Genomic DNA, 22,616 nt, shown 5'->3' on the forward strand with positions numbered 1-22,616 from the left:
AACGCGCGTCGGCCTAATCTCGATTCATGAGCACCCGCAAACCCGGCAAAGTTCCTGCGCCCCGCGCGCGCACCATTTCATGGCGCGCGCGCCTGGTGCTGATCGCGCTCTTCGCGCTGGCCGTGGCGGTGGTGGTCACGACCAACCGCCTGCTGACCGACCGCTTTACGGAAAACACCCGCAACCGCGCCGAACTGCGACTCGTGCTCTACAGCGGCAACCTGCTCAGTGAATTGCGCCAGAACGCCATTGTGCCCCAGCTTCTGGCGCGCGACCCGGCGCTGATCACCGCGCTCAACACGCAGGATTACGCCCAGTCCACGCAGCGCCTGATTTCCTTTATCGAAGAGATCGGGGCCGCCTCGCTCACGCTTCTCGACAAGGACGGGCGCGCGGTCGCCACGACCGAACGCAACCGGCTGGGCGAAAGCCACAAGCAAGCCGCTTACTATGTCGATGCGCTGCGTTCAAGAGATACTGTTTTCAAGGTGTTGCGCCAGGAAAGCGGGCAGTTCAACTTCTACTACTCGCGCCGGATCGAAACCCAGAACGGCGTGCTAGGGGTGATCCTCGTCGAGGTCGATCTGCGCAAATACGAACGCGCCTGGGCCGGGATATCGGATGCCGTGATGGTCGCCGACAGCGAGGGTCAGATCATCCTCGCGACCGAGCCGCGGTGGCGCGGCCTGACCGAGGCCGACGCCCTGCGCCGTGAACCGGCCAACAGCGCCATTCAGCGTGCGCTTCAGGCCACCTCGGACTGGACCGCGCTGCCCGCAGATGCCTATGTGCGCGGCGAGGCGGTGATGCGGGTCGAGGGTCGGGTGGCGTTCCGCGGCTGGCGGATCGCCAGTTTCACCACCTATCAGGCGGTGCGCGACAAGGTGAACGGCTATCTCGCGCTCGAGATCATGGGATTCGCGATTCTCCTGGCGCTGGCCTTCTACTTTCTCAACCGCAAGGCGGCGCTGCGCATGGCGCTGTTTCAGCGGGAATCGGCAGAGCTCCGCGCATTGAACGCACGGCTCCAGCGGGAAATCGCCGAACGCCAGAGGGTTCAGGAAAACCTTGCACAGGCCGAACAGACCCTTCAGCAAAGCTCGAAACTGGCGGTGCTGGGCGAAATGTCGGCGGCGGTCAGCCACGAGCTCAACCAGCCGCTCGCGGCGATGAAGACCTATCTTGCGGGCGCGCGCCTGCTGCTCAACCGCAACCGCCCGGACGAGGCGCTGTCGTCGTTCCAGCGGATCGACGACCTGATCGAGCGAATGGGCACCATCACCAAACAGCTCAAGTCCTATGCCCGTCAGTCGGGCGATGTGTTTTCCCCTGTAAACATGGGCGATGCGGTGGCCTCGGCGCTTGCGCTGATGGAACCGCAACTGCGCCAGCGCAAGGTCAGGATCACCCGCACCCTGCCTGGCGAGCCGGTGATGATCATGGGCGACCGGGTGCGCGTCGAGCAGGTGATCATCAACCTGTTGCGCAACGCGATGGACGCCACCGAGAATGAAACCGACCCGGCAATCGATATTCTGCTCGCCGCGGGCGAGACGGCGGTGCTGACCGTGCGCGACAATGGCCATGGCATCACTGACCTGGACAAGCTGTTCGAGCCCTTCTACACCACCAAGCTGCCCGGTGACGGGGTGGGTCTGGGGCTTGCCATTTCCTCGGGGATCGTCAACGACCTTGGCGGACGCCTTGTGGCGCGCAATGCGCTTGATGGGGGGGCTGTATTCGAGATGCAACTGCCTATCTTGCCAGAAGAGACCCGTGCAGCGGAGTAAGTGACATGCCAACAGCCATGAAGATCGCCATCGTCGATGACGAAAAGGACATGCGTCAGTCGATCAGCCAGTGGCTTGCCCTCTCGGGCTATGACACAGAGGCATTCGCCAGCGCCGAAGAGGCGCTCAAATCGCTCGGACCGGATTATCCGGGCATTGTCGTGACCGATATCAAGATGCCCGGCATGGACGGGATGCAGTTTCTCAAGAAACTGATGGGCGCGGACTCCTCGCTGCCGGTGATCATGATCACTGGCCATGGCGACGTGCCGATGGCGGTCGAGGCAATGCGCATCGGCGCCTTTGATTTCCTGGAAAAGCCATTCAATCCCGACCGGATGAGCGAACTGGCCAAAAAGGCGACCAAGGCGCGGCGGATGGTGCTCGACGCCCGCGCGCTGCGCCGCGAGTTGTCCGATGGCGGCCAGCTGATGAAGAAACTGATCGGCACCAGCACCGCGATGGAACGCCTCAAGGAAGACATCCTCGATCTCGGTCAGGCCGATGGCCATGTGCTGATCGAGGGCGAGACCGGCACCGGCAAGACGCTGGTGGCCCATGCGCTGCACGCCGTGGGCGCGCGCGCGGGCCGCAAATTCGTGTCGGTCTCCTGCGCCGCCTTCGAGGACGACGCGCTGATCAAGCGCCTCTTCGGCCCGATGCAGCCCGAGGACAGCACTCTGCCCGCCGTCGAAGAGGCCCGTGGCGGCACACTCGTGCTCGAGGATGTCGAATCGTTGTCGGACTCCGCCCAGGCGCGGCTGCTGACCTTCATCAACGAAGAGGGCACGCCGCCCGAAACCCGCATCACCGCCATTTCGAACATGCAGGACGAGGGCCGCACCTGCGAGGATGCGCTGCGCCCGGATCTGTTCTACCGCCTCGCCTCGCTGCGCATCATCGTGCCGCCGCTGCGCCAGCGGGGCGAGGATATCCTCACCCTCTTTACCCGTTTCAGCGACCAGTTCGCCGATGATTACGGCTGCGACGCGCCGCAGATTTCCGCGCAGGAGGCCACGCAACTGCTCCAGGCGCCCTGGCCGGGCAACGTGCGGCAGCTGTTCAACGTCGCCGAACGCGCGGTGCTGCAATCGCGCCGGGGCAGCGGCACGCTCACCTCGCTGCTGATGTCCGACCATCAGGACATGCAGCCGGTGATGACCACCGAAGGCAAGCCGCTCAAGGAATATGTCGAGGCGTTCGAGCGCATGCTGATCGACAACACCATGCGCCGCCACAAGGGCTCGATCGCCGCGGTGATGGACGAACTCTGCCTGCCGCGGCGCACCCTGAACGAGAAGATGGCCAAATATGGCCTGCAGCGCTCAGACTATATCTGAGCGCACTTTGCGGGCGATCTGCATTTTCAGCATTGTAATTGTTGCCTCTGACGCTTTAGTGTGAGGGCATGGCAAAACCGGGTCCAAGCGGCCCCTGCCAGCAGAGATTCGCTGTTTCAGACATTCTGTGGAAGACCTTTCCTCACATCTGAGCAGACCGATTGGGTCCTGAAAAAGGACCAAATACACGCCTGAGCCCCTGAAAATGGCAAGTCAGGCCTTGAATTGGCACCCCATGGGTGTCGGAGAAGAAGAACCGCGATGAAGCGCGCGAGACAACACGATGTCAGAGCAGGGGCCGCAACCGGCCCCCTCGACCGTGCGCCCGCATTCGCCCCTATCAGACACCTGCCGCAACGGGCCGCCCCACCGGGGCCGGTCACCGCGCCGCGGTGCGAACGGAAATCATGCCCAGTAAAATGCTCATTGATGCCACCCACGCGGAGGAAACCCGCGTCGTGGTGGTCGACGGAAACAAGGTCGAGGAATTCGATTTTGAATCCGAGAACAAGCGCCAGCTTGCCGGCAACATCTATCTCGCCAAGGTAACGCGGGTCGAGCCGTCGCTTCAGGCGGCTTTCGTGGATTATGGCGGCAATCGCCATGGCTTTCTGGCCTTTTCGGAGATTCACCCCGATTATTACCAGATCCCCGTCGCCGACCGCGAGGCGCTGATGGCCGAGGAACAGGCCCTCGCCGAGGCGCAGGCGGAAGAGGATGAAAAACCCAGGAGCCGGTCACGCTCGCGGTCGCGCTCGAATTCGAGCAACCGCGCCCCCGCCAAGGCGGAAAAGGCACGGTCCGACGATGCGGTCGTCTCTTCCGAAATCAACGGAATGGAAACCATCGACCTCGAAGAGGACGCTACCGGCGCGCCGGAGGCCACCTCGCCGATGGAGCGTGTCGCCGAAACCCCGGTCGAAGAACCCGAGGATACGACGGAAAACCCCGCCATGAACGAGTCGGCGGACGGCTCTGACATGGACACCCGCGATAACGCCGACCGCGACGACGAGATCGAGTCTGTCGCCGAAGAGGATGACAGCGAGGATATCCGCCCGGTCCGCAAACCGCGTGCGCGCCGCTACAAGATCCAGGAGGTCATCAAGGTCCGCCAGATCATGCTGGTTCAGGTGGTCAAGGAAGAACGCGGCAACAAGGGCGCGGCACTCACTACCTATCTCAGTCTCGCTGGCCGTTATTGCGTGCTTATGCCCAACACCGCGCGCGGCGGCGGCATCAGCCGCAAGATCACCAATGTCGCCGACCGCAAGAAACTCAAGGAAATCGCGACCGAGATCGACGTGCCGCGCGGCGCGGGTCTCATCGTGCGCACCGCCGGCGCCCAGCGTACCAAGGCCGAGATCAAGCGCGACTACGAATATCTGCAACGGCTCTGGGAACAGATCCGGGAACTCACGCTTAAGTCCATCGCGCCCGCGAAAATCTACGAAGAGGGCGATCTGATCAAACGCTCGATCCGCGATCTTTACAACCGCGACATCGACGAGGTTCTGGTCGAGGGCGAGCGCGGCTATCGCATCGCCAAGGACTTCATGAAGATGATCATGCCGTCCCACGCCAAGAACGTGAAACACTACAGCGATTCGATGCCGCTCTTCGCCCGTCATCAGGTTGAAAGCTACCTGTCGGGCATGTTCAACCCGGTGGTGCAGCTCAAATCCGGCGGCTACATCGTGATCGGCGTGACCGAGGCGCTGGTTGCCATCGACGTCAACTCGGGTCGCGCCACAAAGGAAGGCTCGATCGAGGATACCGCGCTCAAGACCAACCTCGAAGCCGCCGAAGAGGTGGCGCGCCAGTTGCGCCTGCGCGACCTTGCGGGCCTGATCGTGATCGACTTCATCGACATGGACGAGCGCCGCAACAACACGGCGGTGGAAAAGCGGCTCAAGGACAAGCTCAAGACCGACCGCGCGCGCATCCAGATGGGCCGTATCTCGGGCTTTGGCCTCCTGGAAATGTCCCGCCAGCGGCTGCGTCCGGGGATGATCGAGGCGACCACACAGCCTTGTCCGGCCTGTCACGGCACCGGCCTCATCCGCTCGGATGATAACTTGGCGCTCAGCATCCTGCGCCAGATCGAGGAAGAGGGCGTGCGCCGCCGCTCGCGCGAGGTTCTGGTCAGATGCCCGGTGGGTATCGCCAATTACCTGATGAACCAGAAACGCGAGCACGTGGCCCAGATCGAGATGCGCTATGGCCTCTCGGTGCGGATCGAGGGCGATCCCAGCCTGGTCAGTCCAGATTTCACGATGGAGAAATTCAAGACCGCGACCCGCAACGTGCCCGAGGCGCCCGCGCCGCAGTTCGTCTCGGCCAGTTCCTCTCTGATGAAGGATATAGACGACGAGGCGGTCGGGGACGAGGCTGAGGATACGGCAACTCCGCAAGAAGTTTCCGACGAACAGGACAAACCCAAGAAAAGCCGCCGCCGCCGCAGCCGCCGCCGTAAGTCCAAGTCTGGCGGCAACGGTCAGGATGCGAATGGCGACAGCCCGGAACGCGACGACGATGCGGTGGTCGAAGCACAGGCTCCGGTGGCGGTAGAGCAGGACCCCTCTGCGGAGACGCAAACCTCCGAGGCCGAGATTGAGGCAGAGCAAAAGCCCCTGTCCAAATCGAAACGCAGCAACACATCGCGCAAGAAACCTGCGTCGAAGGCAGCAGAATCGGATGATGCGGTTGCAGAAACGCCCGACACAAAGCCGGTCGCCGAGGACAAGCCGAAACGCACCCGCGCGCCAAGCAAGAAAAAGGCGTCCGGAGCGACCGCCGATGCTGTGCCGGAGGTGACGACGAGCGTGACGCCAGAACCGGCTCCCGAAGAGGCCACCCCGGAACCCGCGCCGACCCCCGAAGAACCGGTCGCCGCTCAGCCAACCGCCTCCGAACCGGTCGCCGCAGAGGCGCCGTCAGGCGAGGACGACACCAAACCGAAACGCCGCGGTTGGTGGTCCCTGAGCAGCTAGGGCCGGTATCGTGACAGCGTGTCCCGGCCAACGCGCCGGGACCACCACCGCGCGCTGCATGGTTAATTCCGTACGAAAAACGCTCTGAACCGTACGGGTCGACTTGTCCAGACTCTGCCCGGCGGGGGCCCTGGAATTGCAGTCAGACCCCGCCTGATTTGCGGATCAGATAGACCTGCATACCCTCGCTCTCGGTCGCGGACAGCAGGTCATGCCCCGCCTCGGCGCAGAAATGCGGCACGTCGATAACGGCTGCCGGATCGTCCGCCAGCAATTCGATCACGTCACCTTTTTCAAGCGATTTCAACCGCTTGCGCAGCTTCAGAACGGGCAGGGGGCACAACAGGCCACAGGCATCGAGGGTGTTCAACGGCATCATCACGCTGAGATAGCGAGGTTGTTACAGCCTGTCCACCGGCATGTGACGCTTTGGCAGATGACGCGGCAGGCATAAAGTTTTATGTCTGCCTCATGTTCGGAATCGAAATCATAGACGCCGCCCTCCTGCCCGCCATATTCGTGGCGTTAGCTGCTGGAATCATTTCATTTTTAAGCCCTTGCGTGCTGCCGATCGTGCCGCCGTATCTGGCCTATATGAGCGGTGTCAGTCTCGATGACCTCTCGGACAGTTCCGCTAATCGCACCCGCGCCCTCGTACCCGCGCTGTTTTTCGTGCTGGGTCTTTCGACAGTGTTCCTGTTCCTTGGCTTCACCGCGTCGGCGATTGGAACGATTTTTCTGCAAAACCAGATCTATTTCAATACGATAGCAGGGATTCTTGTGATGGGATTCGGGGCACATTTCGTCGGCGTCTACCGTATCGGATTTCTCGACCGCGAGGCTCGGCTTGAGGCGGGCGACCGCGGCGGCAAGTCCTTTGGCTCCTATGTCATGGGGCTTGCCTTCGCCTTTGGCTGGACACCCTGCATCGGTCCGATCCTGGGGGCGATCCTGTCGCTTGCCGCATCGGAGGCGTCGGTCACCCGTGGCACTGCGCTGCTTGGGGTCTATGCGATTGGGTTGGGTGTTCCGTTCATTCTGGTCGCCGTTTTTCTTCGGCGTCTTCAGGGGCTTATGGGCTGGATGAGGCGGCACGCAGAACAGGTTGAGCGGGTGATGGGCCTGCTTTTGTGGACCATCGGGCTGTTGATGCTGACCGGCGGGTTCTCGGCATTCTCGTTCTGGCTGCTTGAGGTCTTTCCGGCGCTTGCCGTGCTTGGTTGAGGCTTACGCTGACCCAAATCCTGCGCTAGGTTCATCGCCACAAGAGGTTGGCCATGAGCAGAAATTTCCACCCCGTGCGCCGCAGGCGCGTCTTCTACATTCCGGGCTACGATCCTGTTCCGCCGCGCCGCTACCGCGAGCTTTACCGCCGGGAAAGTGCCGGGCAGGCAATCGTTTCAGGCTATGAAATCAACGTCTTGCCGTGGAAAGGTGATGTGGATTTCGGCTGGCGGGTTACGGCGCGTATTGAGGATGCCGAGGTGCAGAGCGACATTGCGGTCCTGGTCTGGTCGGATATCGTCAAGCGCAGCATGGATCAGGGTATCGTCGGCACCTACGCCCAACTGATCCGCACCGCCGCGATCTACATCGCGACCGGCACGCTCTTTCGCCTGATGCGGCTGCGCAAGGGGCCGGTGATCGCGGCCCTGTATCCGGTGGCGGCCCTGCTGGTGCAACTCGCCCTGGCCCTTGCCGTGGCGTGGGGGCTGGGGCAGATTCTGGCGCTCTGGCATCCCCTTGCCGTCTGGGCTGGCCTAGGTATCGTTCCCTTGATTCTTCTCTGGTTTCGCCGTCAGGACAGCCGGTTCTTTGCCTATTACCTGATGCATGACTACGCCCATTCGGCGCGGCATCTGGGGGCCTATCCGCCGGAACTCGAGGTCCGGATGGGCACATTTGCCGATCACATTGCAGAGGCGTTCACGCCGGAGTGTGACGAGGTGCTGGTGGTTGGCCACTCCTCGGGGGCACATCTTGCGGTGTCGATCCTTGCGGATCTCATCCGCACTGGTCGCGTACCGGACGGTGGCCCTGCATTGTCCCTCCTCAGTCTAGGGCAGGTCGTGCCGATGGTGTCGTTCCTGCCGCGCGCAGAGCGGTTGCGCGCGGATCTGGCCTATCTCTCGGCGCGCGATGAACTGACATGGGTTGACATAACCGCACCCGGCGATGGCTGCGCCTTTGCGCTCTGCGATCCGGTCAGCGTCTCAGGCGTCGCGCCACCCGGCAAACGCTGGCCGCTGGTGATTTCGGCCGCCTTCAGCCGGACACTGAGTCCGGAACGCTGGAAATCGCTGCGCTGGCGGTTCTTTCGGCTACATTTTCAGTATCTCTGTGCCTTTGACCGGCCCGGCGACTACGACTATTTCCGGATCACTGCCGGGCCGATGACACTGGCCGAGCGGTTCGCAACCCGCGCCCCGTCGAAAAGCCGCATCGAGCGCGCCACCTCACGCTACAAGAGCCTCGCATCATGATCCCGCCCAAACCGCCGGCAAGGCCCGGGCGCGTTTCGCTCTGGCGCTATCTGAGGCTTTTCCGGTCCGATATTCTGTCGGCTCAGCCCGCACGGCTCTATCGTGCATGGATGGCCGAATTTCGTACGCCGTTCTTTCGTTCTTACCTCTGCAATCAGCCGGACCTAGTCGATGTAGTGCTGCGTGAACGCCCCGACGATTTTCCCAAGTCGAACCGTGTCGGCGAAGGATTGCGCCCGCTTCTGGGGCGATCGATCTTTGTCACCAACGGTGATCTCTGGAAGCGGCAGCGGCGCATCATCGACCCCGCGTTCGAGGGAGGACGATTGCGCGATACATTTCCGGCCATGGTCGCGGCGGGGCAGGGGGCGATTGCCCGCCTGCAGGCTGTTGCGACCGGAAAACCCGTTGAAATCGAAGCGCAAACCAGCCATCTGGCGGCGGATGTGATCTTTCGCACGTTGTTTTCCATCCCGATCGAGAACGCCGTGGCGGCCCGCGTCTTTGCCGAGTTCAGAGAGCATCAGCGCAGCCAGCCGGTGCTCAATCTGGCGGCCTTTGTGCCCCTGCCACGGTGGTTCCCGCGCTTTCACCGCCGCCAAACCCGACGGACGGCCAATGCCATTCGTGCGCTCATGGCGGATCTGACGCAACGGCGTATGGCCGAGATCGACGCCGGCACCGCGCCCGACGATCTGGCGACCAAGATCATGACCACCACGGATCCGCTGTCCGGCGAACGCTTCGATGCCGAGGAGATGGTCGATCAGGTGGCGATCTTTTTTCTTGCCGGGCACGAGACCAGTGCCTCGGCGCTTGCCTGGGCGCTCTGCCTCATGGCGCTTTATCCCGACTGGCAGGAGCGGGTGGCAGAAGAGGCACAGATCATCTTTGGCGAGACCTCGCCGGATTTCAGCAACATGGCCCGGTTACGGATCGCGCGTGACGTGTTCCGCGAAACGCTGCGCCTTTATCCTCCGGTGCCAATGATGGTGCGGGAAACGACGAAAGCGGAACGGTTCCGGGGGCGCGACATTCCTTGCGGTGCGCAGGTGGTGATCAGCCCGTGGCATCTGCACCGGCACGAACGGCTCTGGGATAACCCCGACGAATTCGATCCCGCGCGCTACGAGACCGAGAACGGCAAGTCCTGTCTGCGCAGTGCCTATATCCCCTTTTCCGCCGGTCAGCGAGTCTGCACCGGGGCGGGTTTCGCAATGATCGAGGGGCCGCTTCTGCTGGCGATGCTGCTGCGTGCCTATCGGATCGAACCGGTGCCCGAGCGTTCGGCGATGCCGGTTGCGTATCTCACGGTGAGGGCGCGTGATGGTATCTGGCTGAGGATTTCGCCACGCTGAGGCCGCAGGCCCCTTTGCAAGCGCGCTGAAAGTCCCTATATTCAAAGCGTTCCCGCAATGGAACTATGGACATAAACGCGCTCGTAATAAGCGGATCGGACCCGGGGGCGGTACCCGGCGACTCCACCAAAATCCTTCATTTGAGGATCATGGGGTCGAAACAGGATCGACGAACGTCTAAAGGAGTTATGCTTTGTCCCGGTGAGGTACCACCGTTATCGGTCCGAAACGTACAGTTGCAAATGACAACCGTGCTCCGGTGGCCGTTGCTGCGTAAGCAGTAACCATACCGAAACCTAAGCCCTTGCGCCTAGCAGCGTAAGGCGGGGTTCGCAGGCACCTGGCAACAGAAGCCTGCACTTCATTACAGTATTGACATGATGCGCCGGTTGCGCACAGATGATCGCATGGGGCCGAAAGCGACTGCCCCGTGAGGTCAAGGCCCAAAGTCGCATCCACTGAAATCCCAGAGGATGTGCCATGCCTGCAACCAACGAAATCACAGTAACACAACTCAACCGTCTGATCGGCACACCGGATTGTCCGGCGATCGTCGATATCTGCCTGAAAGAGGATTTCGAGGCCGATCCTCATCTTATCCCGGGCTCAATCCGCCATCTTCACACCGATATCCGTGGCCTGATTCAACGCCTCGACGGCAGGCGCGCGGTCATCGTCTGCCAGAAGGGTTTGAAACTCAGCCAGGGGCTTGCGGCCTGGCTGGCATCGGAGGGGCATCGGGCAGAGTATCTGCAGGGCGGCATCCATGCCTGGCGCGCGGAAGAGGGAACGATGCGCGTGCCTTATGCAGCGCTGCCCGCGCTGGTCGATGGCGCGACGCTCTGGGTCACGCGGCACCGGCCCAAGGTGGACCGGATTGCCTGCCCATGGCTGATCCGGCGATTCGTCGACCCGTCGGCGAGGTTTCTCTTTGTGTCGCCGTCCGAAGTGCCTGCGGTCGCCGATCGCTACGGGGCTACGCCCTTTGATATCGAGGGGGTTTTCTTTAGTCACAGGGGCGATAGCTGCACCTTTGACACGATGCTGGAGACCTTTGCATTGACCTCTGCCGCCCTGGGCCGTCTGGGGCTGGTCGTGCGTGGCGCGGATACAAACCGGCACGATCTGCATCCGGCTGCGGCCGGGTTGCTGGCGGTCTCCGTAGGGTTGTCGCGTCAATATCGCGAAGATCATGCACAGTTGGAGGCTGGGATGGTGCTCTATGATGCTTTGTACCGCTGGGCGCGCGATGGTTATGACGAAGGCCATGACTGGCCGGCATCAAGGGGCTGAAAATGGCCGATATTTCCATGAACCTGCTTTTCCGCAGCTTTCTGCGTATCGGCCTGCTCAGCTTTGGCGGACCCGCGGCGCAGATTTCGGTGATGCATGAGGAACTGGTCGAGCGCCGCGGCTGGCTGAGCGAGGAGCATTTTCTGGGGGCGCTGTCCTTCTGCATGCTTTTGCCGGGTCCAGAGGCAATGCAACTGGCGACTTATGCGGGCTGGCGGCTACGCGGCGTGCCGGGGGGGCTGATCGCGGGACTACTGTTTGTGCTGCCGGGGGCGGCGGTGATCCTTGTGCTGGGCTTGGGTTATGCGATCTGGGGCGGGGTGCCGCTGGTGCAGGTGGTGTTTGTGGGGGTCAAGGCGGCGGTGGTGGTGATCGTGCTGCAGGCGCTGCTCAAGCTGGCACGCCGGGCGTTGGTGGGTCGCGACAGCTGGGTTCTGGCGGGCGCGGGATTCGTGGCGATGTTCTTTCTGTCGGTACCCTTTCCGCTGATCATCGCCGTTGCCGCGCTATGGGGCTGGTGGTCGCATCGCGGCGTTGCGGCAAAGGCAAACCCGGTTGCGGCGCCCACCGTGAAGGCAACCGCGACGTTGACGACCGCACTGGTCTGGGGCGCGCTCTGGGCAGCGCCGATCCTCGCCGCCTGGGCCGCAGGGGCCACGTTCCTGAGCGATCTTGCGCTCTTTTTCAGCAAACTGGCGGTGGTCACCTTTGGCGGAGCTTACGCGGTGCTGGCCTATATGACAGACACGGTGGTGGCGACCAAGGGCTGGCTGACAACACCGCAGATGATCGACGCGCTCGGACTGGCCGAGACGACGCCCGGCCCGCTCATACTGGTGACAGAGTTTGTGGGCCTGCTGGCGGGTTATGCGCAAGGTGGTCCCGGACTGGCGGTCACAGCCGCATTTCTGACCCTCTGGGTGACGTTCGTTCCTTGTTTCCTCTGGATCTTCACCGGTGCTCCCTATATCGAATCGATCCTCGCCCGCCCACGCCTAAAGGGTGCGCTTGCCGGGATTTCAGCGGCTGTGGTGGGAGTCATCCTGAACCTGTCGCTGTGGTTTGCATTGCATGTTCTCTTCGAGCGGGTGACCGGCACCCGCTTTGGTCCATTGCCCGAATGGAGCACGTTCTCGGCCGTAAATCTTGGCATGATCAGCGTGGCGGGCCTGCTGTTGTGGGGCGCACAATTGTCGATGCTGCGGGTTCTGGGTCTGATGGCAGCGCTCTCGGGCGCGTGGCATGTTTTGATCTGAGCACGCGCATTGCGGGTCTTTTGTTTTGCTTCGAATCCCCTATGCTGATCGTCAGAATTTCTCCGGGGTAAGGCATGTCTCGCTCGATCGATTACGGAAATCTCATGCACCGCGCCATGCGTGGCCTCATTCAGGAGGTGCTGTGCGGGGTGCAGCGTGACGGCCTGCCCGGGGCGCATCATTTTTTCATCACCTTCGACACGACCCATCCCGACGCACGGCTGGCTGCATGGCTGAGGGAACGCTATCCGTCCGAGATGACAGTGGTGATGCAACACTGGTATGAGGGTCTTGACGTCACCGATGAGGGCTTTTCGGTCACGCTGAATTTCGGTGATGCGCCAGAGCGGCTCTATGTGCCCTATGACGCGATCAAGACCTTTGTCGATCCTTCCGTCGAGTTCGGCCTGCGGTTCGAAACGCAGGAATCGGATGAGGAAGACGACGATCATCCCACCGATCCGGCAGGTCCCAAGCCCGTCGCCGGCAAGACCGAAGCCGATGTCGTGAGCCTTGACAGCTTTCGCAAATAGGGCGCTGTGATATCTGGTATCCCACGGTATGCAGCATTGATCTTTCGCGTACGTGCGGTATGAACGCGTGAAACCGCCGAGGAGAGTCTTTGCCATGACCGCGACCCGCACCGAAACCGACAGCTTTGGTCCCCTTGAGGTACCGGCAGACAAATACTGGGGCGCGCAGACGCAGCGGTCGGTGATGAATTTCCCCATCGGTTGGGAGAAACAGCCCATCGCCATCGTGCGTGCGCTTGGCGTCATCAAACAGGCTTGCGCCGAGGCGAACAAGGCGTCGGGCAAGCTGGATGCCGGCCTGGCGGAGGCGATCATTCAGGCGGCGGGCGAGGTGATCGAGGGTCGGTTCGACGACAATTTCCCGCTCGTCGTCTGGCAGACCGGATCGGGCACGCAATCCAACATGAACGCCAACGAGGTGATCGCCAACCGCGCGATTGAAATTCTCGGCGGTGTCATCGGGTCCAAGAAACCGGTCCATCCCAACGACCATGTTAACATGGGACAGTCGTCGAACGACACATTCCCCACCGCCATGCATATAGCGACGGCGATGAGCGTGCGTGACGTGCTTTTGCCGGGACTGGAAAAGCTATTGGCAGGGTTGGAGCAGAAATCCGAACAGTTCAAGGATATCATCAAGATCGGTCGCACCCACACGCAGGATGCGACACCGCTGACGCTTGGGCAGGAATTTTCGGGCTATGCCCATCAGATCCGACAGGGGATCGCGCGGATAAAGACCTGTCTGCCCGGCATCTATGAACTGGCGCAAGGTGGTACGGCGGTGGGCACCGGTCTTAACACAGCGCCGGGCTGGAGCGAGACAGTGGCGGCCAACATGGCCCGGATCACCAGCCTGCCGTTTGTGACCGCGCCCAACAAGTTCGAGGCGCTGGCCGCGCATGACGCCATGGTTTTCATGTCCGGGGCGCTCGCCACTGTGGCGGGCAGTTGCTACAAGATAGCCAATGACATCCGCTTTCTCGGCTCAGGCCCGCGCTCGGGTCTGGGCGAGTTGATCCTGCCGGAGAACGAGCCGGGCAGTTCGATCATGCCGGGCAAGGTCAACCCGACGCAGGCCGAGGCGCTGACGCAGGTGGCGGCGCATGTGATGGGCAATGACGCTGCGATCAAGTTCGCGGGGTCGCAGGGGCATTTCGAGCTGAATGTCTACAACCCGATGATGGCTTATAACCTCTTGCAGTCCATACAGCTTCTGGGGGATGCCGCCGACAGTTTTACCGAGCGCATGCTGCTGGGAATCGAGGCCAACGGCCCGCGCATCGAAAGGCTGATGAAAGAGAGCCTGATGCTGGTCACGGCACTCGCCCCAACCATCGGTTACGACAATGCCACCAAGGTCGCCAAGACCGCGCACAAGAACGGCACGACCCTGAAGCAGGAGGCGATTGCGCTGGGGTTTGTCGACGCTGAAACCTTTGACCGCGTGGTGCGGCCAGAGGACATGATCGGCCCGAAATGAGCAATCAGCTGGTCAATCTGAACCGGATGCGCAAGGCCAAAGCGCGGTCGGCGGAAAAAGTCCGCGCTACCCAAAACGCCGTCAAGTTCGGCCAAACCAAGGCCCGCAAGACGCTGGAGCAGGCGCGCGCCGACAAGGCCGCGCGTGATCTCGACAGCCACAAGGGTGGTGAATGAGCCGCCCGGTCAAACATTCTCTGACGTTGCGTGGCCACCGTACAAGCGTGTCGCTCGAGGATGAATTTTGGCAGGCCTTTCGTGAGATTGCGCGTGAGAAAAGCATGACAATCAATGTCCTGGCGGCTGAAATTGATGCAGGCCGGGGTACTGAAACCGGTCTCGCCTCGGCCATTCGGCTCTATGTCCTGCGGCGGTATCGGTCCGGTTGATTGCACGGGCTGCGGACCTGATCCTGAAGATTGTATCGTTTGCGACATCTATGGAATGTCGTTTTTTGCCATTATTCTTCGTGCTTGGCTTGCGATCAAGGCAAACTGCCTGTTAGGCTCGTCCCATTCACAGGGTGTTCATAAGGCAGGATTTATCCGCCATATCCATTGGGAATCCGCTGTTTGAACCCTGAATGAAGAAGCTGCCGACGCTTTCGGTGTGACCGCGTTATCGCACGACATCGGCAACATCCGGTGTTGCAGACCGAAAATCATGCGTAACGGATCAACGCGAGAGGGGGATTTACATGGCCGACGAAACAGCAAACCAGGGCATACCCGCACCCGAAGGGCAGGCGGATCTGATTGAAACGAATTTCGAGGTCGGGCAGGACAATCTGCAGCCACGGCTGGGACCGTTCGGTCTCGATATCCACAACCCGGTCTTCTTCATCTCCGGGCTGGCCGTAGTGATTTTCGTATTTTACGCCCTTGCCTTGCCGGAACAGGCATCGGGCGTGTTCAGCTGGCTGTTTTCGGCGGTGACCAAGGGCTTTGACTGGTTCTTTCTCAGCGCGGCCAATATTTTCGTGCTCTTCTGTCTTTTTCTGATCGTCAGCCCGTTTGGCAACGTTCGCCTCGGCGGTGCAGAGGCGACGCCGGATTACAGCTATGTCGGCTGGTTCGCGATGCTGTTTGCCGCCGGTATGGGCATTGGTCTCATGTTCTTTGGCGTGTCCGAACCGATGAGTCATTTTTCCAGTTCATTGGGTGGTACGGCCATAGAGAACGGCGCACGCACAGACTGGGCGCCGCTGGGGGCTGCGGGCGGAGACGAGGCTGCGGCGACGCGGCTTGGCATGGCGGCCACAATTTTCCACTGGGGCCTGCACCCGTGGGCGATCTATGCGGTGGTGGCTCTGGCGCTGGCGCTGTTCAGCTACAACAAGGGGCTGCCGCTGACGTTACGCTCGGCCTTTTACCCCATTCTGGGCGAACGTGTCTGGGGGTGGTGGGGTCATCTCATCGACACGCTGGCGGTCTTTGCCACGCTCTTTGGCCTCGCCACCTCGCTCGGCTTTGGCGCGGAACAGGCGGCCTCGGGGCTGACCTTTCTTTATGGCAGTGGCGATGCGGCGGACGGCACGCGCAGCTTTCTGGGCATCACCTATGGCAACACCGAGGAAAGCGGCGTGGAAAATTCCAGCATGCTTCTGGTGCTGCTGATTTCCGGCATTACGGCAATTGCGCTCATCTCGGTGGTGCGTGGGCTTGACGGCGGGGTCAAGGTTCTGTCGGAGATCAACATGGGGCTGGCGGCGCTTTTGCTCGTCTTTGTGCTGCTCGTGGGAGGGCCGATCTTTCTGTTGACCTTCTTTTTTGACAGTCTCTGGGCCTATCTGCAAAATCTCGTGGCGCTGTCCAATCCCTTCGGGCGCGAGGACACCAATTTCATGCAGGGTTGGACGTCGTTCTACTGGGCCTGGTGGATCAGCTGGTCGCCTTTTGTGGGCATGTTCATTGCCCGCGTGAGCCGGGGCCGCTCGGTGCGCGAATTCGTGATCTGCGTCCTGCTCATTCCGTCGCTGGTCTGCGTGTTGTGGATGAGCGTCTTTGGCGGCACCGCAATCAATCAGGTGGTGGCCGACGGCTATGAGGCGGCCAAGAACGCGCCGCTGGAACTTAAGCTCTTTCAGATGCTCGATCCGCTGCCGCTGGCGACGATCACCTCGACCATCGGGATCATCTTGGTGGTGGTGTTCTTTGTCACCTCGTCGGACTCCGGCTCGCTGGTGATCGACACGATCACTGCTGGCGGCAAGGTCGATGCGCCGGTCTCGCAGCGCGTGTTCTGGTGCATCTTCGAGGGGGCGGTGGCCATCGTGCTGTTGATCGGCGGCGGTCTGGCGGCGCTGCAATCGGCGGTGATCTCGACCGGGCTGCCATTCACGCTGGTGTTGCTGGTGATGTGCTGGGCGATCTTTCGCGGACTACAGGGGGAAAGACGCATCCTCTGACACGCACGGGTTGCAATCCGGCCCGGCAGCCCCCCGACGCTTGCGCGTCGGGGGGCTTTGTTGTTTTGTGCGGGGAAAAAGGATCAGGGGGACATCCGATGGCACTCGATATCGACTTTGTGCGCGCGCAATTTCCGGCCTTCGCCGAACCAAGCCTGCAGGGGCAGGCGTTTTTCGAGAATGCTGGCGGATCCTATACCTGTGTGCCGGTTATTGCCCGGCTAGAGCGTTACTACCGGCAACGCAAGGTGCAGCCCTATGCGCCCTATGAGACGAGTCGTCTGGCGGGGGCGGAAATGGACGAGGCACGCGCACGGCTGGCGGCGATGCTGGGGGTCGCCACGGATGAGCTGAGTTTCGGCCCCTCGACCACGCAGAACACCTATGTGCTGGCGCAGGCGTTCCGGCAATGGATGGAGCCGGGCGATGCCATTATTGTCACGAATCAGGATCACGAGGCCAATTCCGGCCCCTGGCGGCGGCTTGCCGATGACGGCTTTGACGTGCGCGAGTGGAAGATTGATCCCGAGAGCGGTCTTCTGGATCCGGCCGATCTGGAGAACCTGCTGGACGACCGGGTGCGGCTGGTATGTTTTCCGCATTGCTCGAACGTGGTGGGAGCGATCAACCCGGTGGTCGAGATCACGGCGCTTGCCCACGCGGCAGGGGCCTTTGTCTGTGTCGACGGGGTCAGCTATGCGCCGCATGGTCTGCCCGATGTCGGGGGAATGGGGCCGGATATCTACCTGTTCTCGGCCTACAAGACCTATGGCCCGCATCAGGGGATCATGGTGATCCGCCGCGAATTGGGCAATCTGTTGCCCAATCAGGCGCATTATTTCAACGCCGATACGCTCTACAAACGATTCACCCCCGCCGGTCCCGATCACGCGCAGGTTGCCGCCAGCGCGGGCGTGGCCGATTACATCGACGACTTGGCGGCGCATCACGGCCTGTCGGGCGATGCGGCGACGCGCGCGGGCGGGGTGCATGATCTGATGCGCACGCATGAGACGACACTTTTACAACCATTGCTGGATTTCCTGCGGGATCGCAATTCCGTCCGTCTCATCGGCCCGGCAGAGGCGGCGGGCAGAGCGCCGACGGTTGCCGTGGCGCTCAACCGGTCGGCGGTCGATGCGGCGGCGGATCTCGCGGGGTATGGCATCATGGCGGGGGGTGGCGATTTCTATGCGGTGCGTCCGCTCATGGCAATGGGGGTGCCACCGGCACGCGGTGTGCTGCGGGTGAGTTTCGTGCATTACACCTCGCGTGAAGAGGTCGACAAACTCCTGAACGCGCTTGATGACATTCTTTGATCCGTTCCCCCGGACAGGCCGTATGTCCCGGAAAGACCGAGGCAGGGGATGACGGACAACCGACCATCAATCGTATGGCTGCGGCGTGATCTGCGGCTGGCGGATCATCCCGCCTTGGATGCCGCTGTCGCGGCAGGCGGGCCGGTCATTCCGGTGTTCATCCATGACGAGAGCGTTGCGACGCTTGGTGCCGCGCCTGAATGGCGTCTGGGGCTTTCAATTGATGCGCTGGGGCATGCGCTTGAGGAAATAGGCAGTCGCCTGATCCTGCGACGGGGCGCGGCGTTGGAGGTGCTGCGCGCGCTGGTGGCCGAAACCGGGGCAGGGGCCGTGCATTGGTCGCGGCTTTACGATCCCGCCGCGATCGCGCGCGACAAGGCGGTGAAATCTGCCCTGCGAAAGGACGGGATTGCCGCTCACAGCCACGCGGGCCATGTGATGTTCGAGCCTTGGGCGGTCGAGACCGGGACCGGTGGGTTCTACCGCGTCTACAGCCCAATGTGGCGTGCGGTGAAGGACCGCGAGGTACCCACGCCGCTCGGCGCGCCTGCCAGAATCCCTGCGCCTGAGACGTGGCCTGCAAGCGATGTACTAGACGATTGGCGGATGGGAATCGCGATGCGTCGCGGGGCGAATGTGTGCTTGCCGCATCAGCGCGTGGGCGAGGCGGCGGCGATGGAGCGATTGCACACCTTTACCACCGGTGCAATTGCCGATTACCGGGAGGCCCGCAATTTCCCGGCTCTTGACGCCACCTCGACCCTTTCGGAGAACCTGACCTATGGCGAAATCTCACCTCGTCAGTGCTGGCAGGCCGGTCAGCGCGCGCTGCTCGAGGGGGCAAGGGGGGCGGAACACTGGCTCAAGGAACTTGTCTGGCGTGAATTTGCCTATCATCTGATGTATCACACACCCGAAATTCTGACCCGTAACTGGCGCAGGGATTGGGATGGCTTTGGCTGGTCCGGGGATGCCACGCGCCCCGAGGTCATCGCCTGGAAACAGGGCTGCACCGGAGTGCGTCTGGTCGATGCGGCGATGCGCGAGATGTATGTGACCGGCAAGATGCACAACCGGGCGCGTATGATCGTGGCCTCTTACCTGACCAAGCACCTGATGACCGACTGGCGCGTCGGGCTGGACTGGTTCGCCGACTGTCTGACGGATTGGGACCCGGCCAGCAATGCGATGGGCTGGCAATGGGTGGCGGGCTGCGGGCCGGACGCGGCGCCCTATTTCCGGATCTTCAACCCCGAGACGCAACTGGAGAAGTTCGACCCCGAGGGGGTCTATGCAAACCGCTGGATTGCAGAAGGGCAGGCGCGACCCGGACCGCTCGCACTGGCCTATTTCGACGCTGTGCCGCACAGTTGGGCGCTTGATCCGAAATCGCCCTATCCGGCCCCTGTGGTGGACCTTGCGGAGGGGCGTCAGGCGGCGCTTGCCGCCTATGAAGCACGCAACTTTTGAACCATGATTGCCATCACCAAGTCTAACGCAATGACAAGAGACGAAAGACAGACTTCATGATCCTGACCGACACCGCCGGGCAGACCGGACTTCCGCGCTATTTCGCCCGCTGTTTCGGCGTGGCCCGTCAGATCGAGGCGGGACGGCTCGATATCCTGCTTCCTGATGGGCGCATCTTCCGCGCCGAAGGGCCACGCCCCGGTCCGGTTGCGGTGTTGGAGATCCACGATCCCGAGGTTTTTGCCCGACTGGTGCGCGAGGGGTATCTGGGATTCTGCGAGGCCTATCTGGACGGGGACTGGTCCACGCCCGATCTTCAGGCATTCATGGATCTGCTCAACGATGACAATGACGGGATTTACAATGGTTATCCTGGCCAGCATCTGGCGCAGTTCTACGAGCGCATCCGCTTCTGGTTCAAGCGCAATTCCAAGACACAGGCGCGGCGCAATATCAGCTATCACTACGATCTGGGTAATGATTTCTACCGCCTCTGGCTGGACGATACGATGACCTATTCGAGTGCTATCTTTCAACCCGGTCACAACAGTCTGGAGCAGGCGCAGACGGCCAAATACGCCAGCATGGTTGACCAACTGGGTGTGAGACCCGGCGATCATGTGCTGGAAATCGGTTGTGGGTGGGGTGGCTTTGCTGAATATGCCGCCCGCGAGCGGGGGCTGCGCGTCACCGGCCTCACGATCAGCGAGGAACAGCTGAAATACGCCCGCGCCCGAATCGCACGGGCGGGGCTGACGGATCAGGTTACGCTGAAGTTGCAGGATTACCGGGACGAACGGGGCAGGTATGACGCGATCGCCAGCATCGAGATGTTCGAGGCAGTGGGAGAGCGTTATTGGCCGGTGTTCTTCGAGACCCTGCGCGAGCGGCTGCATCCCGGCGCACTTGCCACCCTGCAGATCATCACCGTCGAGGACCGGCGGTGGGAAAGCTATCGCGCGGATGTGGATTTCATCCAGAAATACATCTTTCCGGGGGGCATGTTGCCCAGTCCGACCGCGCTGCGCAAGGAAATCGAGCGCGCCGGGCTGCTCATCGCGCGATCGGTCGAGTTCGGTGAAAGCTACAGCCAGACCCTGCGCCGCTGGCATCAGAGCTTTAACGGCAAATGGGAGGAAATCGCCGCCATGGGCTTTGACGAGCGATTCCGCCGGATGTGGAATTTCTACCTGACCTCTTGCGCGGGAGCCTTTAAAGGGGGTAGTTGCGATGTCACACAGATAACCATCGCAAGGCCGGGATAGATGCCTGTCACCGACATGATGCCCACAGCCGCAAAGCTGGCTGCCGCTGCTGGTCTCGGGATGGTTGGCTGGATCGCTTCAGACATGATCCGGCCGCTCATGCCGTCCGACACCAGCTTTGGATGGTTCAATCACGTTAACCTGGTGCTTGGTTTCCTGTGCGGCTGGGTGGTGATCGGGAAAAGGGTAGGACGCGGCTGGGCCGAGGCCTTCAGTGCCGGGCTGACAGGCACGGGCGCGCTGGTGGTCTGGGGTCTTTTTGCCCAGAGTTTCAACGAGATGCTCAAACGATCGCTGGACCGGCGCTACGATGATCCAATCGAGGGTGTGACGGCAGTGTTCGAACTTGCTGTCGAGTTTGGCTCTTATCTGCTGAACGGGCCTCTGATAGGGTTCTTGTGTGTCGGCGGCATCCTGACCGGACTTGTCGCGGAGTGGGTCGCGCGCCGTTGGTCGTGAAAGAGCCTCTTTTCCTATATGGTCCTCTGGCGTGGCCTGCTCTGTTCGAAGAGATTGTCGGGGCAAAGGCGGCCCAGGCTGCGATGACAGTCACCGCGCGGTGCCATGTCCTGACATGCGATCCCGACGATCCTTTTACACTCCCAGAAATCGGGCCTGGAGACGGGGAGGTTTCGGGACTGCTTGTCTGTGATGAGGCCGATATCGCCCGACTGGAATTCGTGGCCACGGCCTTGGGCGCGACCGGCTGGCGCAGGATCCTGCTCGAGCGGAACGGCGCGGTCCTTGAGGTGAAAACCTGTTGTGGCCATCCCGGTTCAGGAGCATGGCATCTGACGGAATGGCAGGCGCGTGGCGGCGAGGTGATGCGCGTGGCGATGCAGGAGATCATCGGCCAAGTGGATCAGTGCCCAGCGGAGGACCTGGCTATGCGTCTGCCAATGGTGCTGTCGCGTGCCGCTGCGCGCGTGGCGGCTCGCGCAGGGACACCCGCCCTGCTGCGCAGCGACACCCCGTCAGAGGCTGTCCGGACACTGGCCTGCGACACCCTGCATGCCGGTTTCTTTCTCACCCGCGGCTATAGCCTGCGCCATCCGCGATTTGACGGCACAATGAGTCCAGAAATGCAGCGCGAGGTTTTTGTCGCCACCGATGCAGCGCTGGTTTTGCCTTATGATCCACTGCGCGACCGCGTGATGCTGGTGGAGCAGTTTCGCATGGGTCCCTTCGGGCGCGGCGATCCGAGACCCTGGATGCTTGAGCCCGTGGCGGGTCGGATTGATCCGGGCGAAACGCCCGAAGAGACGGCGCGTCGGGAATGTCTCGAAGAAGCGGGCCTGCCGCTTCGCGCGCTCGAGAAGATTTCGACGCATTACTGCACGCCCGGTTATTCCACCGAGGTCTTTCACCTCTTTCTCGGGCTGTGTGAACTGCCAGACATGAAACAGGGGCAGGGCGGGCTGGACTCGGAGCACGAAGATATCCGCACGCATGTGATCGGGTTTGACCGCGCGATGGCACTTCTGGAGAGCGGCGAGGCCAATAATGGTCCGCTTGTCCTGAGTCTGATCTGGCTCCAGCGGGAACGCGCGCGGTTGCGCGCATCGGCTTGAGTTCCGGCGGGTGAACCCCTAAACCGGGAAGGCAATTTGAGGACAGGAGCATC

General features: G+C 61.8%; 19 protein-coding genes and 1 other RNA gene. 19 read left to right on the forward strand and 1 reads right to left on the reverse strand.

The window, feature by feature from the left end:
- The first annotated feature begins 26 nt into the window (after window positions 1-26).
- The 3 genes from BSG08_RS03050 (at window position 27) to BSG08_RS03060 (ending at window position 6,123) form a co-directional block, all read left to right on the forward strand.
- A complete protein-coding gene (locus BSG08_RS03050) occupies window positions 27-1,790 on the forward strand; it encodes a sensor histidine kinase (RefSeq protein WP_093031728.1) in 1,764 nt (587 codons plus the stop codon).
- A gap of 5 nt (window positions 1,791-1,795) precedes the next feature.
- Complete coding sequence (locus tag BSG08_RS03055) at window positions 1,796-3,130, forward strand: sigma-54-dependent transcriptional regulator (protein ID WP_175544672.1); 1,335 nt, start codon at window positions 1,796-1,798, stop codon at window positions 3,128-3,130.
- Between the two features lie 407 nt (window positions 3,131-3,537).
- The gene (locus BSG08_RS03060; protein WP_093031734.1) at window positions 3,538-6,123 is read left to right on the forward strand and encodes an Rne/Rng family ribonuclease; all 2,586 of its coding nucleotides are present in this window, start codon (window positions 3,538-3,540) and stop codon (window positions 6,121-6,123) included.
- A 142-nt stretch (window positions 6,124-6,265) separates the two neighbouring features.
- Here the strand turns inward: BSG08_RS03060 and BSG08_RS03065 are convergent, their stop codons facing one another.
- The gene (locus BSG08_RS03065) at window positions 6,266-6,502 is read right to left on the reverse strand and encodes a sulfurtransferase TusA family protein (protein WP_093031737.1); all 237 of its coding nucleotides are present in this window, start codon (window positions 6,500-6,502) and stop codon (window positions 6,266-6,268) included.
- A gap of 92 nt (window positions 6,503-6,594) precedes the next feature.
- Here BSG08_RS03065 and BSG08_RS03070 point away from each other — a divergent pair, with 92 nt between their 5' ends.
- The 16 genes from BSG08_RS03070 to BSG08_RS03145 all read left to right on the forward strand — a co-directional run bounded on the left by BSG08_RS03070 (window position 6,595) and on the right by BSG08_RS03145 (window position 22,563).
- Window positions 6,595-7,347, forward strand: a complete 753-nt coding sequence (locus BSG08_RS03070; RefSeq protein ID WP_093031740.1) for a cytochrome c biogenesis CcdA family protein — start codon at window positions 6,595-6,597, stop codon at window positions 7,345-7,347.
- 53 nt (window positions 7,348-7,400) lie between these two features.
- The gene (locus BSG08_RS03075) at window positions 7,401-8,606 is read left to right on the forward strand and encodes a hypothetical protein (protein WP_093031743.1); all 1,206 of its coding nucleotides are present in this window, start codon (window positions 7,401-7,403) and stop codon (window positions 8,604-8,606) included.
- A complete protein-coding gene (locus tag BSG08_RS03080) occupies window positions 8,603-9,964 on the forward strand; it encodes a cytochrome P450 (protein WP_093031746.1) in 1,362 nt (453 codons plus the stop codon). Before BSG08_RS03075 ends, BSG08_RS03080 begins: the two co-directional genes overlap by 4 nt.
- Window positions 9,965-9,973: 9 nt before the next feature.
- Window positions 9,974-10,325, forward strand: a transfer-messenger RNA (tmRNA) gene (gene ssrA, locus BSG08_RS03085).
- Between the two features lie 119 nt (window positions 10,326-10,444).
- Window positions 10,445-11,257 carry a chromate resistance protein ChrB domain-containing protein gene (locus BSG08_RS03090; RefSeq protein WP_093031749.1) on the forward strand — a complete coding sequence of 271 codons (813 nt, stop codon included), beginning with the start codon at window positions 10,445-10,447 and terminating at the stop codon, window positions 11,255-11,257.
- 2 nt (window positions 11,258-11,259) lie between these two features.
- The gene (gene chrA / locus BSG08_RS03095) at window positions 11,260-12,513 is read left to right on the forward strand and encodes a chromate efflux transporter (protein WP_093031752.1); all 1,254 of its coding nucleotides are present in this window, start codon (window positions 11,260-11,262) and stop codon (window positions 12,511-12,513) included.
- A 74-nt stretch (window positions 12,514-12,587) separates the two neighbouring features.
- Window positions 12,588-13,046, forward strand: a complete 459-nt coding sequence (locus BSG08_RS03100; protein WP_093031755.1) for an SspB family protein — start codon at window positions 12,588-12,590, stop codon at window positions 13,044-13,046.
- Between the two features lie 94 nt (window positions 13,047-13,140).
- Window positions 13,141-14,532 (forward strand): class II fumarate hydratase, encoded by a 1,392-nt coding sequence (gene fumC, locus BSG08_RS03105; RefSeq protein ID WP_093031758.1) that lies wholly within the window; start codon window positions 13,141-13,143, stop codon window positions 14,530-14,532.
- Entirely contained in the window at window positions 14,529-14,708 is a 180-nt protein-coding gene (locus BSG08_RS03110; protein WP_093031761.1) for a DUF4169 family protein, read from the forward strand. The genes fumC and BSG08_RS03110 overlap by 4 nt, the downstream gene beginning before the upstream one ends.
- Entirely contained in the window at window positions 14,705-14,920 is a 216-nt protein-coding gene (locus tag BSG08_RS03115; RefSeq protein ID WP_093031764.1) for a ribbon-helix-helix domain-containing protein, read from the forward strand. Before BSG08_RS03110 ends, BSG08_RS03115 begins: the two co-directional genes overlap by 4 nt.
- A 308-nt stretch (window positions 14,921-15,228) precedes the next feature.
- Complete coding sequence (locus tag BSG08_RS03120) at window positions 15,229-16,938, forward strand: BCCT family transporter (RefSeq protein WP_093031767.1); 1,710 nt, start codon at window positions 15,229-15,231, stop codon at window positions 16,936-16,938.
- Window positions 16,939-17,036: 98 nt separating this feature from the next.
- Window positions 17,037-18,257 carry an aminotransferase class V-fold PLP-dependent enzyme gene (locus tag BSG08_RS03125; RefSeq protein ID WP_093031770.1) on the forward strand — a complete coding sequence of 407 codons (1,221 nt, stop codon included), beginning with the start codon at window positions 17,037-17,039 and terminating at the stop codon, window positions 18,255-18,257.
- 48 nt (window positions 18,258-18,305) lie between these two features.
- Window positions 18,306-19,727 carry a cryptochrome/photolyase family protein gene (locus BSG08_RS03130; protein WP_093031772.1) on the forward strand — a complete coding sequence of 474 codons (1,422 nt, stop codon included), beginning with the start codon at window positions 18,306-18,308 and terminating at the stop codon, window positions 19,725-19,727.
- A 56-nt stretch (window positions 19,728-19,783) separates the two neighbouring features.
- On the forward strand, window positions 19,784-20,992 hold the full coding sequence (locus BSG08_RS03135) for an SAM-dependent methyltransferase (RefSeq protein WP_093031774.1): 1,209 nt from the start codon (window positions 19,784-19,786) through the stop codon (window positions 20,990-20,992).
- Window positions 20,993-21,451, forward strand: coding sequence for a TrgA family protein (locus BSG08_RS03140; protein WP_093031776.1), 459 nt, complete (start codon window positions 20,993-20,995; stop codon window positions 21,449-21,451). It abuts the gene before it with no gap.
- An 83-nt stretch (window positions 21,452-21,534) separates the two neighbouring features.
- Window positions 21,535-22,563 carry an NUDIX domain-containing protein gene (locus tag BSG08_RS03145; protein WP_245770581.1) on the forward strand — a complete coding sequence of 343 codons (1,029 nt, stop codon included), beginning with the start codon at window positions 21,535-21,537 and terminating at the stop codon, window positions 22,561-22,563.
- Window positions 22,564-22,616 lie beyond the last annotated feature (53 nt).

The sequence above is a fragment of the Roseovarius azorensis genome (genome assembly GCF_900109455.1).
Lineage (GTDB): Bacteria > Pseudomonadota > Alphaproteobacteria > Rhodobacterales > Rhodobacteraceae > Roseovarius > Roseovarius azorensis.

What these genes read in the sequence shown, in the direction of transcription:
- BSG08_RS03050 (WP_093031728.1), top strand. Translation starts at nt 27, where the DNA reads ATGAGCACCCGCAAACCCGGCAAAGTTCCTGCGCCCCGCGCGCGCACC.
- BSG08_RS03055 (WP_175544672.1), top strand. Translation starts at nt 1,796, where the DNA reads ATGCCAACAGCCATGAAGATCGCCATCGTCGATGACGAAAAGGACATG.
- BSG08_RS03060 (WP_093031734.1), top strand. Translation starts at nt 3,538, where the DNA reads ATGCCCAGTAAAATGCTCATTGATGCCACCCACGCGGAGGAAACCCGC.
- BSG08_RS03065 (WP_093031737.1), bottom strand. Translation starts at nt 6,502, where the DNA reads ATGATGCCGTTGAACACCCTCGATGCCTGTGGCCTGTTGTGCCCCCTG.
- BSG08_RS03070 (WP_093031740.1), top strand. Translation starts at nt 6,595, where the DNA reads ATGTTCGGAATCGAAATCATAGACGCCGCCCTCCTGCCCGCCATATTC.
- BSG08_RS03075 (WP_093031743.1), top strand. Translation starts at nt 7,401, where the DNA reads ATGAGCAGAAATTTCCACCCCGTGCGCCGCAGGCGCGTCTTCTACATT.
- BSG08_RS03080 (WP_093031746.1), top strand. Translation starts at nt 8,603, where the DNA reads ATGATCCCGCCCAAACCGCCGGCAAGGCCCGGGCGCGTTTCGCTCTGG.
- BSG08_RS03090 (WP_093031749.1), top strand. Translation starts at nt 10,445, where the DNA reads ATGCCTGCAACCAACGAAATCACAGTAACACAACTCAACCGTCTGATC.
- chrA (WP_093031752.1), top strand. Translation starts at nt 11,260, where the DNA reads ATGGCCGATATTTCCATGAACCTGCTTTTCCGCAGCTTTCTGCGTATC.
- BSG08_RS03100 (WP_093031755.1), top strand. Translation starts at nt 12,588, where the DNA reads ATGTCTCGCTCGATCGATTACGGAAATCTCATGCACCGCGCCATGCGT.
- fumC (WP_093031758.1), top strand. Translation starts at nt 13,141, where the DNA reads ATGACCGCGACCCGCACCGAAACCGACAGCTTTGGTCCCCTTGAGGTA.
- BSG08_RS03110 (WP_093031761.1), top strand. Translation starts at nt 14,529, where the DNA reads ATGAGCAATCAGCTGGTCAATCTGAACCGGATGCGCAAGGCCAAAGCG.
- BSG08_RS03115 (WP_093031764.1), top strand. Translation starts at nt 14,705, where the DNA reads ATGAGCCGCCCGGTCAAACATTCTCTGACGTTGCGTGGCCACCGTACA.
- BSG08_RS03120 (WP_093031767.1), top strand. Translation starts at nt 15,229, where the DNA reads ATGGCCGACGAAACAGCAAACCAGGGCATACCCGCACCCGAAGGGCAG.
- BSG08_RS03125 (WP_093031770.1), top strand. Translation starts at nt 17,037, where the DNA reads ATGGCACTCGATATCGACTTTGTGCGCGCGCAATTTCCGGCCTTCGCC.
- BSG08_RS03130 (WP_093031772.1), top strand. Translation starts at nt 18,306, where the DNA reads ATGACGGACAACCGACCATCAATCGTATGGCTGCGGCGTGATCTGCGG.
- BSG08_RS03135 (WP_093031774.1), top strand. Translation starts at nt 19,784, where the DNA reads ATGATCCTGACCGACACCGCCGGGCAGACCGGACTTCCGCGCTATTTC.
- BSG08_RS03140 (WP_093031776.1), top strand. Translation starts at nt 20,993, where the DNA reads ATGCCTGTCACCGACATGATGCCCACAGCCGCAAAGCTGGCTGCCGCT.
- BSG08_RS03145 (WP_245770581.1), top strand. Translation starts at nt 21,535, where the DNA reads ATGACAGTCACCGCGCGGTGCCATGTCCTGACATGCGATCCCGACGAT.